The sequence below is a fragment of the Candidatus Doudnabacteria bacterium genome, from assembly GCA_037200925.1.
Classification (GTDB): domain Bacteria; phylum Patescibacteriota; class Doudnabacteria; order UBA920; family O2-02-FULL-48-8; genus JBDTSL01.
The window spans coordinates 951,434-964,444 of sequence record JBBCGO010000001.1 but is presented as its reverse complement, the minus strand read 5'-3'; the positions used below and the strand labels follow the sequence as shown (position 1 = coordinate 964,444).

Sequence of the window (13,011 nt, the reverse complement as noted above, 5' to 3'; positions counted from 1 at the left end):
AAATACCTCTTAGAATAATAATTAGGTTTATGTATAAACTATACAACAAAGCACGAAAAAAACAAGGCTTTTTTTCTCTTTTTCTGCATTTTTTGTACTTTTTGCACAAAAAAATCGTATTTTTACCCCAAATCCATTGTGCAAACCTATTTTATTTTCATGTTTATCTACAGGAGTATACGCTTTAACCTTGTACTTTTGATCCAATTATTTCGGCAGGCGGTGGATAAGGCTAAAAAAACCTCCAAGATCTGGAGGTTTTTAAAACTCAATTTTTACAGGGCAAATTGGCTTCGAAGCCGGAACAAGTGCATATTAGCCACTCGCTCAATAGCGGCATCGTGGTAGGTCCTGACAATATCCTTGACCCATATTTCAAAATGCTTATATGCCCTTTTACTTTTAACTTGTGATGCTTTATATGCTATTTCGTAAACAACCAGGACATTTTTTATTGACATATGTTTATTCTTATTTCCTGATTAATTTTAAGACTAGTTACTTCTATTATTTATACGATAACGTGCATAGAAGGTTTCAGTCAAATTGCTGATTATTCTACTTATTAAATAAATTTTTCGCAGCTGTCCACATCCCCCAGTCATTCTGCTTCTCGGCCATCCAATACCACCATTCCACACCCCACAGATAATGCCGCGATAGGTCGGTTTGCCGGGCATATTGCAGATTGTCGGCAAAAACTTTGGCATTCATCAGACTTTTTTGCTGATCTATCGGCATATTGAAAGCGCCCTGCGTGAACCATGGCTCCATTTGAAGCTCAACATCCCAAACATCGCTAATGTGGGTAAATGTTTCCAAAAATCCGGCTTTGATGCGGTAAAAGATCGCGGGGATGGGATATTTATAATAACCGCCAAATTTAGCATCATAAGAAACCCGGTAGACTGTCGCTCCCAAAACGTCACCGCCGGAGTGAGCCGTGGTAATCCATGGACCGCGCTCCCCGCTGTCCGTAACTACGATCGGACGGCTATCAAGTTGCCTGACCAAACTGACTTCTTTGGTAAAAAGTTCCTTTGAACTTTCAGGACAATCAGGTCCGAAGTTAAAGAACGGTTCATTTTCAACCTGCCAATCCTTGACCGCAGAAAAAGTTTTAAAATGTTCAACGCTTTGTTTCAAAAAATCCAATAATGCCCCATCCTGGTCTGCAGGAGAAAGTTTTTTGACCCAATCAGGCTCCGAACATTCCGGCCATCTGGGCTGCTTGCGGCCCAGGACAAGCAAAACATCAACATTATCCTTTTGCGCCTGCACCAGCTCCCAGTCTACCTGAGAAAAATCATATTGACCCGCGGTTTTTTCGGCATCTTTCCAATACGTCATCAGGCGCAGTTTTTTTGGCTTCAGGTCTGCAAGGATATCCAAAAACATGAACTTGGGGTCAAAACCCAATCCGATCGCTTCCTGATACGAATAGGTCAGTCCCCATTCCGGCGCGGCTTGGGGCTTATAACGGAAATAGAAATAGGCGCAAACAAGGATCAGGAGTGCGATAATTATTGCTAAAATTTTTAAAAACTTTTTCATTTTGTTATCAGGAATAATCCGAAGGAGATCAGGGCGATGGCCCCAAGTTTCAGCGTTATGGTGCCATAGCTGATCTTTTCTTTCAGCACTTTCGGGAAATAAACGGACAAAAAACTGGTCAGTCCCAGAAGAAATGCGAATTGGGTGCCCTGCAGGGCATTGACCACAGAAACGCTTCCCAAACTCACCGCATAATTCTGCAGAAATCCGCCGATCGTTCCCGAGGCTCTGGAAGAATAATACAAGGCCACGTTTTTTACTCCGGCCTGTTTCGGGGCGTTAAAGATCACATCTCTGTTCTTTTTGAATAAAAGGATCGGCAGAGCCACGAGGAAAAACCCCATGCGCGTCCAGACCATGCCGGAAATAAAATTGCTGTGATTGAAAATATATTTCGTCAGAACCGACGCTATGGCAAAGAAAACCGCGGACAGGCCGGCCAAAAGAAAGGTTTGGGCAGTCCAACCCTCAACCTCTTTTCTCACCGAGATCAGCACTGCCCCTGCGACCAAAAACAAAAACCCGACGGTCTGCGTGGAGCTTAAGCGCTCGCCCAAAATTATGTAAGCGAACAGCAGTGAAAACAGAGGGATCATTCCGCCCTGTATCGGCACCACGCGGGAAACGCTGCTTTTGGCTATTGCAGAATAAGAATAATAGATCCCAAAGATAAAGAAGACCCCCGCCGCCAAGGCGACCGCAAAATCGTGGAGACTCAATAATTTGGCGCCAAACGGAACCAAGACCAGAGAAAACGGTCCGGTTATGGCAGTATAGAACGCGTAAGCGATCGGTTCCCTGACAACTTTTGACACCAAAAACTTATCCGCAATTCCCGTGAATGCCAATAAAAAATAACCGCTCAGCGCAATAAATATCCAGCTAGCTATCAATGGATACCTCCTTAAATACGCCTGCGCTTTTTTCCCTGACTGTTCTTTTCTGCGTGGCATAATCAATTTCTATCAGGCCAAAGCGCGGACCGAAACCGTTTGTCCATTCGTAGTTATCCGTCAAAGCCCAATAGAAATACCCGCGGACGTCAGCCCCTTCTTTGATCGCACTTATCACCCATTCCAAAGTTTCGCGGATGAACTTAGGCCTGCGGCTGTCCAGGATATCGGCCACGCCGTTTTCCGTAACATAGATCGGCAAGCGGTATTTTTTCAGATCCTGCAGTAAATGATAAATGCCTTCCGGATACAAAACCCAGCCCATATCCGAACGGTCCTGCTGATCATTGAGGGATAATTGGCCTCTAGCGAAATTATTGTTCATTTCCTGGTAAATGTGCCTTGGGTCAAATTTCACGATATTGTAAAAATAATAATTGACTCCGATAAAATCCAGGCGGCTGATCAGTTTTTTCAGCAAATAATGATTGCCGATCCTGTCGGCGAAAAAAACCACTGTGCGGTCAAAAAAATTATTTTTCCGGAAAGCCCTGTAATAGCTGCTGTTTTTTGCGATGCCTACTTTTGCCTTCGGATCATAAGACTTAATTGCATCATAAGCTTTATTATGGGCCTGGGCCAAATTGCCAAGCACCTGCCAATAAACTAATCTGCTTTTTTTAAAAGGCGGAAAAACGCCCGACAAATATGCCTGTTGGCAATAGACTTCCGGCTCATTCAATGTGACCCACAGATCAATCTCCGCTCCCAGGTTCTGGGCGACAAACCATGTGAACCGCGCGAACGCTTCCACGCCTTCTTTTTTTTCAAAACCTTTCTTTTCCGCCAGCCACTGCGGCAGTGTCCAATGCCATAATGTCACCATTCGGGTCAATCCCCGCTCTTTCATGGCCTTCAAAACTTTTTTATAGTGTTCTATAGCCACCGCGTCCCACCGGCCTTCCACAGGCTCGATCCTGGCCCACTCGATGGAAATCCTCATGGCATTCAGTCCGATCTCCTGAGCTATTTTAAAATCCTCTTCGTATCGGTTATAATGGTCAGCGGCTTCTCCTGATTTTGGCACCAGCCCGGCCTGTTCTGCCCGCCACCAATCCGAGTTCATGTTATTGCCTTCTGACTGGTGGGCTGAAGAGGCTGCGCCCAGCAGAAAACCCGGGGGAAAATTCAATTTTGTTTCGGTTTTGGAAGATTCCATATCAAACTAATTATACCTTTTTTGAAATATTTTTGCTAAAAACGCTTGACAGATTTCCGGCTTGGGTTTAATATTAGCCGAGATGTGGAAAAAAAATCCGCAAACTGATATCAAACCAATCAAGCTCGAAATCGAGTCCTAGGACTCGATTTTTTTTTACCAATCTGCAGAAGGAGGATCAAGATGGCCGTATTCCTTAATATCGACGGGTCACGCGTATGTCTTGTCTTGGCCCTGGACCGATATCAACTCCTCAACAAGGATTTGCAAAAAGGCGAAACTCCTGAAGAACGGGCTTACCTGCGCCGTACCCCGCGGATTGTAGAAAAACCGCAAGCCGGTTACATCAGAAGACGCGGAAAACGCAAAGCCAACCTTACCAAAGAACAAACCCTGGTTGACTTTTCCAAATACAATCCCGTTGAACCGGGAATCATCACCTGTCCTGCGGGCCAGTATCTTTGGGAAAGAATTACCGTGATCGTGCCTCCAAGAACCGCCGGTCTGGCCGTGCTTTTCGGAACTAACATCGGGCTGGCCGAAGAGGGTTTGGATTCGGTTCTTCGGAAGCAGGCCTGGCAAAAAGAGTGCGATATAAAACGATGCCGAGTGAGGCAGATCGTAAGCCAGCATTTCGGCCTGCCTGAGGCTTCGCTGGACGACAGTTTCGTCCTTGCTGACATCAACGGCTTGGGCTCAAAGATCGGCACCGGGCCATATCGCTTGCTAGCCGTAATGCCAAATCAAAAACCTGCGGTCATTCGTCCCGGCATTACTATCCGAGAAATCGCAGAACAATCATAGAGTCTTGATGCTCAAAGACTCTTTTTTTATTGAAACGTACAATTCCTGCCTGCGATCAATAATAATGATATAATAAATATCATGCGTTTTATCCGAAAGAACCAAATAATTGCGGCTGTTTGTCTGCTGCTGGCCCTGGCTTTTTCCAGCGCATTTGCGCAAACCGCCCCGACGCCTCCGACTCCCGAGGAAAAAGCCCAGCTTCAGCAGCAGCTTGACCAGATCGAAAGCCAGATCATGCAATACCAGCAGGAACTGAAGCAGATCGCGGGTCAAAAAAATACTCTGCAGAACAAGATCAATCAGCTGAAAAAACAGCAGGCTTCCCTGAATCTTCAGATCCAGGCCACCAACCTGCAGTTGGATGCGATCAACAGCTCGATGGTTTCCACTCAAGCCACAATTGACGCCAACGTTGCCCAAAGCGGAAAGCTGAAGGACCAGCTAAGCGGCTACATCCGCCTGCTGCACGAGCAGGACAACGACTCTCTGCTCTATATTCTTTTGTCTCAGGATAATTTATCCGACGTCTTGAACGAACTGGAAAATTCCTCGCAGATCTCGCAAAGCTTAAATAAAATTTTAAATGAAATTGAAGATAACAACAATCAGCTCCAACAACGGCAAGATACCCTGTCCCAACAAAAAGATGAAAACGATAATTTACTCTCCATCCAAAGCCTGCAGAAACAGCAGCTAGTCGCTTCCACCAGCGAGCAGGCAACTCTGCTGACCCAAACAAAAGGCCAGGAAAGCAATTACCAGGCAGTGCTCTCGGACTCTCAGAAACAAGCCGCCGCGATCCGCTCGCGCCTATATCCGCTTTTGGATGTCAACAACCAGATCAGCTTTGGCCAGGCCGTGGAGATCGCCCAATACGCGCAAGGCCTGACCGGAGTGCGAACCGCGTTTCTTCTGGCCATCCTGACGCAGGAATCAAACCTCGGAAAAAACGTAGGCACCTGCAACAGGCCGGGCGACCCGCCGGAAAAAGGCTACCAGGTGATTATGAAGCCTGACCGGGACATTCCGCCGTTCCTGCAGATAACTGCGGATCTGGGCATGGACCCGAAAACTACACCTGTCTCCTGCCCTTTGAAAAATAAGAACGGCAGCCAGAATGGCTGGGGCGGGGCGATGGGCCCGGCGCAGTTCATTCCCTCCACCTGGATGGGCTACAAAAACCAGGTCACGGCCCTAAGCGGCAAAATGGCCAATCCATGGGATATCCGCGATGCGTTCGTAGCAGCGGCCATCAAGCTCAAAGCCGGCGGCGCAGGAACCCAGGACGGCGAATGGGCCGCTGCCATGCGGTACTTTTCCGGCGGGACAAATGTTAAATACCGGTTCTACGGCGACAATGTCGTGGCTACAGCCGCAAAGTACCAGCAGGACATTGATGCTTTGGGCAAATAAAAAAGGCAGAACCCGCGGCTCTGCCACAAAAAATCCCGATGCTGTCTGACCTCCTGATATTATGAAAGCGTTTTTCCATCCCACTTGTGGTTGAGGTCAGGATAGAAGAATGCGGCCGTCTCATCGCCAAGCCTGGAGACGAACACCATCCATCCGCCATGGACCTTTGCCCGATACATTCTAAAATGACTGTTGCATTTGATCTCTTCCCACTCCATTTCCAGCCTCCTGCTCGGCAAAGCAAAACCCTGCAGAGTTAAACAGCTTACACTAAATTTCCGTTAGAGTCAAGATCTTATAATGCTGAATTTATTTCAGCATCTATTAAAAGACCCCGAAACAAGTTCGGGGTTTCGTTTATCTTTTTTGCTCATGACTTTAGTACTGAGCATAGTCATGAGCAAAAATTACTTTACAAGATATACATTACACGTTACACGATTTTTACCAGACCCTGAAGATCTCCCTTTTTCCGGTCATATACATCTCGTGATAGCCTTCCATTTTCGCCATGGCTTTTTTCATTTCCGGCGTAGGATTCATATAAGCTTTCCAGCTCTCTTCATATGCGGCTAAGCTGTCAAATTTTGAGACCATGACCACGCGGTTATATTTGCCCGTCATGTCGGTCATGATGTTGACCAGTTCTTTATTGCCAACCATTGACTCTTTGAACAATTTAGCCAATTTGCTGGCATTGCCCGGTTTGCAAACAAAAGTATCATAGACCATGATCATATATATTTTCCTTTCAGATTAAGTAAGGAAGTGTATCATAACAAGAAGCGGTGAAATGGGAAAGAGGAAAGCTGAACGAAAAACCCGACCCTAACAGGTCGGATTTTTAACCTTCAAGACTATATAAACTAGTGCATTGCGCCGATGACCAAACCTGTGGCGAGCAGGGTTACTGCGCTGCCGCCGATACCGAGCCAGAACAGGGTCATTTTTCCGCCCCAGAGGGAATCACCGAGTTTCTGCGGCACGATAAAGCCGATCCAGACCCAGAAAGCCGTCATCACTGAGCCACTTACAGTCAGTTGATTCAAACCGACCACAAACCTCGCAAACACATAGAACATTACCACTGAGGCTATAAATTGCCAGACGTATGTCATCATCATGGACTTTTTCATGGCCGCCTGTTTTTCCGGGCTCCATTTATCCATACCCACGGCTGACATGTACATTTTACCAAATAGCGGGCCGAACCAGATGCTGCCTATGATCATACTGGCCACAGCCGAAACCAAAATCGCTAACCAATTAACATGCATTATAATATTCACCCCCTTCCCTGAATACTATTAGCTTACAACAAAAGAATCCGGGAGTGAAATTATGAACCAAGGAACATTTGAAACTCGTATGTTATGTATAAAATACACATTTCTGAGATAACAATATTACTTGATGAATTTTCCGGAACTGGGAGAAAAGTTAAGAAAATATCTTAAAATTGCCTGGCTGCTTTTGCTGTTGGTCATTCTATTGGTATTGGAAACTTATTTTTTTAACCGCTGGCTGAATATAATCCCTCAGCTATATTTTGTCCGGCGTACGGCTTCAGCCGTGGGGTTGGGCGCTCTGGTATTTGGCCCGGCAGTTTTTTTTAATAAACGGGGCCGCCGGCATCTCTACCTGCTTTTAACTTCGGCGCTTTTGACGCTGATTTTTCTTTCCCAATTTATTTATTATAAATATTCCGGCGGGTTTCTGCAGTTTTCGGCCCTATTTTATGCCGGCCAAGCATCCGATCTTACAGCTACGATAAAAAATTTAATAACTGCAAAATTATTATTATTTATTGCGCCTATTATCTTTGTCGCCCTAAGTTTTTGGTCAGGCAAAGACAATTATGCGCTTTCAAAAAAAGAAAAATTGGCAGCCGCGGCTCTTATTTTCTTTGTATTCGCCGGAGGCTACGGCACATTACTCGCTTTGGAAAAGCATGACTGGGGCGATACTACGAGGCTTTACAGCAAAATATATGACCTGGGCACCCTTGTCGGAAAAATAGGCATAGTGAATTTTTATATTGAGGACGCCGCAAAGTTTGCTTTACAAATGCATCAGGTTTCTGCCGCAGGCCAGGATTTTGTCGAAAACTGGGTTGCAAACAGGCCGCAGCCAGCACAGCAGCCAAAAAACTTCGGCATTGCCAAAGGGCGTAATCTGATAGTTATCCAGGTTGAATCCCTGGAAAACTGGCCGATCAACGGTACGGTCGGAGGGCAAGAAATTACTCCTAACTTGAACAAGATTGCCGCAACCGGAATGTATTTTAATAATTACTATTCGCAGATCGCTGAAGGTAATACGGCGGACGCGGAGTTTTCCACCATGGATTCGCTTTATCCCCTGCCCGATTCCGTGGTCTTCATTACGCATGCGCAAAATCAGCTGGCGGCATTACCTTACTTACTAAAAAATAACGGTTACACCACGGCTGTGATGCACGGCGATGTCGCGACATTCTGGAACCGTTCCAACATTTATCCTTCTATCGGTTATCAAAAAGTATTCACTCAGGCCGATTACAAACAAAGCCGGCCGATCGGCTTTGACGGACTGGGCGACGAAGATTTTTTTGAACAAAGCCTGCCGAAACTTCAGAGCCTCAAGCAGCCTTTTATGGCAACCGCTATCACTTTAAGCTCGCACACGCCGTTTAACATTCCCGAAGATCTGCAGACCCTGGACATTCCTGCGGGAAGTACGGCGGTATCAGGCAGCACCAGCGATGACGGCAGCTTAGATTTGGACGCAACGCGCACAGATTATTTAGAGAGCGTGCATTATGCCGATTCGGCGATAGGAAAATTCATCGACGGACTGAAAGCGGATGGGCTTTACGATAATTCGGTCATTGTTATTTACGGAGACCATAATGCCTTCATTGATACCGCTGATTCCGCGGCCAATCAGGTGCCCATGATATTGCTGGCCCCGGGCCTTCCGCTCAACGGAATAAATTCAGATCCCGCAAGCCATCTTGATCTATACCCTACTTTGGCCAACCTTTTGGGAATGCCGGCACCCAAGACCGCCCTAGGCCAAGATCTGTTCAATACGGCGGATCCGGTTGCAACTCAGCGCAATATCATCACAGGTTCCATCAAATTCATCGTCAGCAAGGATAAAAAATACACCGCGACAAGCGATACGGAATTCGGGAACGGAACCTGCCAACAGCTGCCTGACGGCAAAGTTTTGGCTGTATCAGACTGTGAACAGCTATTTAAGCGGGAAAAAAATAAAATTAAAGTTTCAGATATAGTTGTGCGCTATAATCAGCTGCAGCTTCTTTCAGGCCATTAATTGCTGCGCTGTACATCACGCATTGGTTGCCGCCTGATTTTTTGGCCAGATATAAAGCTTTGTCGGAAAAAATAAGCAACTCACCGGGCTTTCTGCTGTTGACCGGATAAAGCGCAACACCGATGCTGACCGAGGTCTGTATTATTTTTTTTTCCATAATTATCGGGGTCCGGAACGCATTTAGAATTTTCGTTGCGAAACCGGCTGCATCCTTATTTTGCAGATCATTTGCTAAAATCACAAACTCATCGCCGCCGAACCTTGCTGCTATATCAGAAATTCTTATACTATCGCATAAGCGACGTGCAATCTCTATCAATACCAGATCTCCAAATCTGTGGCCATGCTCGTCATTGGTCCGCTTAAAATTGTCAAAGTCCATATAAAGAACTGCGAACATATTTCCTTTTTTCGTTCTTGAAACGGATTCGATCAAATTTTCTTCAAAAAAATTCCGGTTAGGCAGCCCCGTCAAAAAATCATGCGTTGAACTATGGACGGCGGTTTTGTGCAGGTCGTTTTGCCGGGTAACATCTCTCATGATCTTGGAAAAACCCTGATGCACGCCTTTCTTATCTTTCGTGGAAGTCAGCACGCCGCTGCTCCAAAACTTAGTTCTGTTTTTCCGGATATATTGCCGCTCATCCAAATGCCTGTCGTCTTTCACGGCAGTTATCATATCTGAGTCAGGTACCGCTTTTTTTAGATCTTCTTTAGTGAACAAAACCGAAAATTTCTTGCCGATAATTTCATTTCTTTTGTATCCGAACAATTTTACGCCTCCCTGATCCCAGCTCGTTACAATGCCTTTTTTATCCATCATGAAAATAGCATAGTCTTTTATGTTTTCTATCAGCGAACGGTAGCTTTCTGCTATTTTAGTTGTTTGTTTCCGGCGGTCTTTTTTCATAAAAATCCAAAATTTTGACAAAAAAACGACTCTAAAACATAGACTCGTTTATAGTATCCTATTGGAATTGTTCTTCCCCCGTTCTATTGACCATAGAACACTAGGGAATCATGTGTTTTCGGCAAACTCTGCCTATAACCAGTATGGACCCCAAGCTTGCTGTGTGTCAAGCATTGATCAGTGAAACAAAACCCTGACTGATTCGTATAATATATTATGACGATGACTAAAAAGTTGAATTTTTTAGCGGCGACAACACTGCTTGGCGGATCTTTGTTGTTTACATCAACTCCTGTTTGGGCCCAAACCCAACCCCAATCCCCTATTTCCTCCGTCTCAAACACCAGTTCTTATAACTGGGCCGGGTATGTGGCCGCAAACGGCAGTTATACTTCGATCACCGGCACTTGGATAATCCCGCAAGTAACTTCTGGCAACAGCCTGTCAGCGGATGCCACATGGGTCGGGATCGGCGGAGTTGGAAGCACAGACCTGATCCAGGCCGGCACCATGAATTCTTCCGGCCAGTCCCAAGCCTGGTTTGAAACTTTACCGCAGGCGATCTCGCCGATTTCCCTGCCGGTAAAAGCAGGCGATTCGATCACCGTCTTGCTCGATCAGCGATCTGCAGGAGTTTGGAACATTTCTTTTAATGACAACACCACGGGACAAAATTATCAGACATCTGTGAATTATAATTCCTCTCTGTCGTCCGCAGAATGGATAGAAGAAATGCCGGCCAGCAACTTCGGCTTTATTCCGCTCGATAATTTCGGCACAGTCCAATTCACCAACAGTTCAACGATACAGAACGGCCAGCCGACTACGATCACGGGTGCCAATGCTCAAATGATGACCATGGTCAATGCAGGCAGGGAGAACCTGGCCTCGCCTTCGGCTTTAGGAGCGGACGGGGGCAGTTTTACCGTAACGCGCTCAGGCGCCTCTTCTGCGAGTTCTGTGGGTCCGGGCTACGTTCGCCGCCGCTGGTCGCATGTCAGCCGCGATATCCAAGGCTACACCCCGCCAGCACAAGGAAGCACGAGAATCTTACGTTTTTATCGTGACGGATTTCAAACCCTATTTTTCCAGTTCAGATAACCGTTAATTAATAATTAAAAACACCCTATTCTTCGTTGGGTGTTTTATTAAACCATCAATTATTATTATTTTATCTTGGAAAGATCAATTCCTTGAGTTGTACCTAAGACGTTTGTCCCCAACCCGTCGTTGGCCAAAACTTGCGTTTTAGCATCAAACTTAAATTGAGCGTTGGGATAAGCTTTTGCCAGCCTGATACTTCCGACAATTCCGGATCCCAAAAGCCCGGGATTGGACTTGCCGCACAAAATCCGAATTTGGCCTTTTTGCGTATCGATATTTTTTTCGATGAACAATTGGCAAAATGATTGCGTGAAATCCAAGCCGCGGATGTTAACTTTAGCCGGATCGTAGTTGATGATGGCTGCGACCGCATTGATAGGCTGATCGCCGCTATCAGCGACAATATTTATTTTATTGCTGTCAGGAACCAATTTTAACGAAGCTAAACCGCCTCCGGCCGCAGTTGCCGGCGAGGCAATAAAAACAAACAATACCGCAGCGATAAAAATTTTATGAATCATAATAAGATACTGCTGATAAAAAAATAAACAACTGCAAGTTGTTGATTTGGCTTTTGATATGGTTCTAGAAAATGATCATATCACAGGTTAATGTATGGGTCAAAGACCGGGCCTGACCCGGGTGATGATACCCTCTAACCATTTCTGATGCTGCTTAACCAAATTCTTTTCCACTAATCTAGAAAGCAAAGAAGGGCCGAGTCCGCCCTGCACCTCTTCTGTGACCAGCATGCATCCCTGTGCCTGCGGAATGATCTTCCATCCATGGAATCCCCTGGATGCGAATCCGCGGGCATTCCATCCTAAGTCCGTAAAGGGTTGAAATATGAGAACTTCGGAAATGACATGCAGGCCAAAAGTCCGCCAGGTAAACTTCGTATTCTGATTTAAAGTTTGCTGTCCCTCTAGGATTTTGACATCTTTAGCGTTCGGATACCACAAAGGCCAGGCAGCGGCATCTGTCAGGACTCGCCAAATATCTTCCGCTGAGGCCGGAATAAACAGCTGGTTGTAACTATGAACCGGGTATTTGCCGGGGTCGAACCCCTCCGGCCAGACTATCTGATATTCTGGCATGAGCAATAATTATTAAAGCTCTTTTTTATTATTGGAAGAGTTGTTTCTTAGGCCAATGAGAGCCCAGGACCGTCCCAGTGCTATGCTGTACAGGATAAAAATTATAGTGAAGAATATGTCAAGATTGAGCATGGCTTCAGTGTTTGAGAGCAGATATGCGCCATATATCACAATAACCAGATAAACAATTATCAGGGCAACAAGGATCAATTTATTGCCTATGTAAACGTGATGTTTTTTTCCGCCGATGAACATGCGCAAGGACTGCGTAAGACCCAATAAGCCAAAGACGATGAGGACCCAGCTGATATCCGCATTCGGAATAAGGCCCACAAGTGAGATAAAAAATATGGTCAACAGCGCCGTATACGCGCTCTCGGCCAAAACGCGGTCCCTTGCCGAAACTGTGCTGTTGACGTCTCCGCGCTCCATGACCAAAGTTAAAGCCACAAACAGCAAACCGATAAAAGAAGCTGAGGCGCCGACGCTGGCCAGGAGGAAATCATGAAGTTGATTTAGGATCATTTGGATTTTTAATTTTAATAAATGATATTTGGTGACCCTACCGGGAGTCGAACCCGGGTTTGGTGGATGAGAACCACCTGTCCTAACCACTAGACGATAGGGCCTTCGTCGCAGTCCGGTAAACACTTCGCGTTTTGACTTCGTCAAAAGCGCTACGGTTTACTTGCT

General features: G+C 45.9%; 15 protein-coding genes and 1 tRNA gene. 4 read left to right on the top strand and 12 right to left on the bottom strand.

All coding sequences use genetic code 11. From position 1 onward, the window contains the following. Window positions 1-275: 275 nt before the first annotated feature. The 4 genes from WDN47_05535 to WDN47_05520 form a co-directional block, all read right to left on the bottom strand. A complete protein-coding gene (locus tag WDN47_05535; GenBank protein MEJ0021997.1) occupies window positions 276-461 on the bottom strand; it encodes a hypothetical protein in 186 nt (61 codons plus the stop codon). 97 nt (window positions 462-558) lie between these two features. Next, entirely contained in the window at window positions 559-1,554 is a 996-nt protein-coding gene (locus WDN47_05530; GenBank protein ID MEJ0021996.1) for a hypothetical protein, read from the bottom strand. Then, window positions 1,551-2,447, bottom strand: a complete 897-nt coding sequence (locus tag WDN47_05525; GenBank protein ID MEJ0021995.1) for a GRP family sugar transporter — start codon at window positions 2,445-2,447, stop codon at window positions 1,551-1,553. The genes WDN47_05530 and WDN47_05525 overlap by 4 nt, the downstream gene beginning before the upstream one ends. Then, window positions 2,437-3,666: a glycoside hydrolase family 1 protein gene (locus tag WDN47_05520; protein ID MEJ0021994.1), complete on the bottom strand. Its 1,230-nt coding sequence runs from the start codon at window positions 3,664-3,666 to the stop codon at window positions 2,437-2,439. The genes WDN47_05525 and WDN47_05520 overlap by 11 nt, the downstream gene beginning before the upstream one ends. A gap of 183 nt (window positions 3,667-3,849) precedes the next feature. On the opposite strand from WDN47_05520, the gene WDN47_05515 reads away from it, so the two are divergent. Together WDN47_05515 and WDN47_05510 are read left to right on the top strand one after the other, a co-directional pair. After that, window positions 3,850-4,470 carry a hypothetical protein gene (locus tag WDN47_05515; GenBank protein MEJ0021993.1) on the top strand — a complete coding sequence of 207 codons (621 nt, stop codon included), beginning with the start codon at window positions 3,850-3,852 and terminating at the stop codon, window positions 4,468-4,470. Between the two features lie 81 nt (window positions 4,471-4,551). Beyond that, window positions 4,552-5,886: a hypothetical protein gene (locus tag WDN47_05510; protein ID MEJ0021992.1), complete on the top strand. Its 1,335-nt coding sequence runs from the start codon at window positions 4,552-4,554 to the stop codon at window positions 5,884-5,886. A 59-nt stretch (window positions 5,887-5,945) separates the two neighbouring features. Here WDN47_05510 and WDN47_05505 read toward each other — a convergent pair whose 3' ends face one another. From WDN47_05505 to WDN47_05495, 3 genes are all read right to left on the bottom strand, one after another. Beyond that, window positions 5,946-6,104 (bottom strand): hypothetical protein, encoded by a 159-nt coding sequence (locus WDN47_05505; GenBank protein MEJ0021991.1) that lies wholly within the window; start codon window positions 6,102-6,104, stop codon window positions 5,946-5,948. A 226-nt stretch (window positions 6,105-6,330) separates the two neighbouring features. After that, window positions 6,331-6,624, bottom strand: coding sequence for an NIPSNAP family protein (locus tag WDN47_05500; GenBank protein ID MEJ0021990.1), 294 nt, complete (start codon window positions 6,622-6,624; stop codon window positions 6,331-6,333). 128 nt (window positions 6,625-6,752) lie between these two features. After that, window positions 6,753-7,163: a DUF1761 domain-containing protein gene (locus WDN47_05495; GenBank protein MEJ0021989.1), complete on the bottom strand. Its 411-nt coding sequence runs from the start codon at window positions 7,161-7,163 to the stop codon at window positions 6,753-6,755. Window positions 7,164-7,299: 136 nt separating this feature from the next. Between WDN47_05495 and WDN47_05490 the strand changes: the two genes are divergently transcribed. Further along, on the top strand, window positions 7,300-9,207 hold the full coding sequence (locus WDN47_05490; GenBank protein ID MEJ0021988.1) for an LTA synthase family protein: 1,908 nt from the start codon (window positions 7,300-7,302) through the stop codon (window positions 9,205-9,207). Here the strand turns inward: WDN47_05490 and WDN47_05485 are convergent. Next, a complete protein-coding gene (locus WDN47_05485; GenBank protein MEJ0021987.1) occupies window positions 9,149-10,117 on the bottom strand; it encodes a sensor domain-containing diguanylate cyclase in 969 nt (322 codons plus the stop codon). The two genes, WDN47_05490 and WDN47_05485, sit on opposite strands and share 59 nt — an antisense overlap. Window positions 10,118-10,339: 222 nt before the next feature. Between WDN47_05485 and WDN47_05480 the strand changes: the two genes are divergently transcribed. Continuing rightward, window positions 10,340-11,218, top strand: a complete 879-nt coding sequence (locus tag WDN47_05480) for a G1 family glutamic endopeptidase (GenBank protein MEJ0021986.1) — start codon at window positions 10,340-10,342, stop codon at window positions 11,216-11,218. A 65-nt stretch (window positions 11,219-11,283) separates the two neighbouring features. Here WDN47_05480 and WDN47_05475 read toward each other — a convergent pair whose 3' ends face one another. The 4 genes from WDN47_05475 to WDN47_05460 all read right to left on the bottom strand — a co-directional run bounded on the left by WDN47_05475 (window position 11,284) and on the right by WDN47_05460 (window position 12,947). After that, the gene (locus tag WDN47_05475; protein MEJ0021985.1) at window positions 11,284-11,742 is read right to left on the bottom strand and encodes a hypothetical protein; all 459 of its coding nucleotides are present in this window, start codon (window positions 11,740-11,742) and stop codon (window positions 11,284-11,286) included. Between the two features lie 99 nt (window positions 11,743-11,841). Beyond that, a complete protein-coding gene (locus tag WDN47_05470) occupies window positions 11,842-12,318 on the bottom strand; it encodes an SRPBCC family protein (GenBank protein ID MEJ0021984.1) in 477 nt (158 codons plus the stop codon). A 12-nt stretch (window positions 12,319-12,330) separates the two neighbouring features. Beyond that, on the bottom strand, window positions 12,331-12,843 hold the full coding sequence (locus WDN47_05465; protein MEJ0021983.1) for a hypothetical protein: 513 nt from the start codon (window positions 12,841-12,843) through the stop codon (window positions 12,331-12,333). Window positions 12,844-12,872: 29 nt separating this feature from the next. Then, window positions 12,873-12,947, bottom strand: a tRNA-Glu gene (locus WDN47_05460). Window positions 12,948-13,011 lie beyond the last annotated feature (64 nt).

What these genes read in the sequence shown, in the direction of transcription:
- WDN47_05535 (MEJ0021997.1), bottom strand. Translation starts at nt 461, where the DNA reads ATGTCAATAAAAAATGTCCTGGTTGTTTACGAAATAGCATATAAAGCA.
- WDN47_05530 (MEJ0021996.1), bottom strand. Translation starts at nt 1,554, where the DNA reads ATGAAAAAGTTTTTAAAAATTTTAGCAATAATTATCGCACTCCTGATC.
- WDN47_05520 (MEJ0021994.1), bottom strand. Translation starts at nt 3,666, where the DNA reads ATGGAATCTTCCAAAACCGAAACAAAATTGAATTTTCCCCCGGGTTTT.
- WDN47_05515 (MEJ0021993.1), top strand. Translation starts at nt 3,850, where the DNA reads ATGGCCGTATTCCTTAATATCGACGGGTCACGCGTATGTCTTGTCTTG.
- WDN47_05510 (MEJ0021992.1), top strand. Translation starts at nt 4,552, where the DNA reads ATGCGTTTTATCCGAAAGAACCAAATAATTGCGGCTGTTTGTCTGCTG.
- WDN47_05505 (MEJ0021991.1), bottom strand. Translation starts at nt 6,104, where the DNA reads ATGGAGTGGGAAGAGATCAAATGCAACAGTCATTTTAGAATGTATCGG.
- WDN47_05500 (MEJ0021990.1), bottom strand. Translation starts at nt 6,624, where the DNA reads ATGATCATGGTCTATGATACTTTTGTTTGCAAACCGGGCAATGCCAGC.
- WDN47_05495 (MEJ0021989.1), bottom strand. Translation starts at nt 7,163, where the DNA reads ATGCATGTTAATTGGTTAGCGATTTTGGTTTCGGCTGTGGCCAGTATG.
- WDN47_05490 (MEJ0021988.1), top strand. Translation starts at nt 7,300, where the DNA reads ATGAATTTTCCGGAACTGGGAGAAAAGTTAAGAAAATATCTTAAAATT.
- WDN47_05485 (MEJ0021987.1), bottom strand. Translation starts at nt 10,117, where the DNA reads ATGAAAAAAGACCGCCGGAAACAAACAACTAAAATAGCAGAAAGCTAC.
- WDN47_05480 (MEJ0021986.1), top strand. Translation starts at nt 10,340, where the DNA reads ATGACTAAAAAGTTGAATTTTTTAGCGGCGACAACACTGCTTGGCGGA.
- WDN47_05475 (MEJ0021985.1), bottom strand. Translation starts at nt 11,742, where the DNA reads ATGATTCATAAAATTTTTATCGCTGCGGTATTGTTTGTTTTTATTGCC.
- WDN47_05470 (MEJ0021984.1), bottom strand. Translation starts at nt 12,318, where the DNA reads ATGCCAGAATATCAGATAGTCTGGCCGGAGGGGTTCGACCCCGGCAAA.
- WDN47_05465 (MEJ0021983.1), bottom strand. Translation starts at nt 12,843, where the DNA reads ATGATCCTAAATCAACTTCATGATTTCCTCCTGGCCAGCGTCGGCGCC.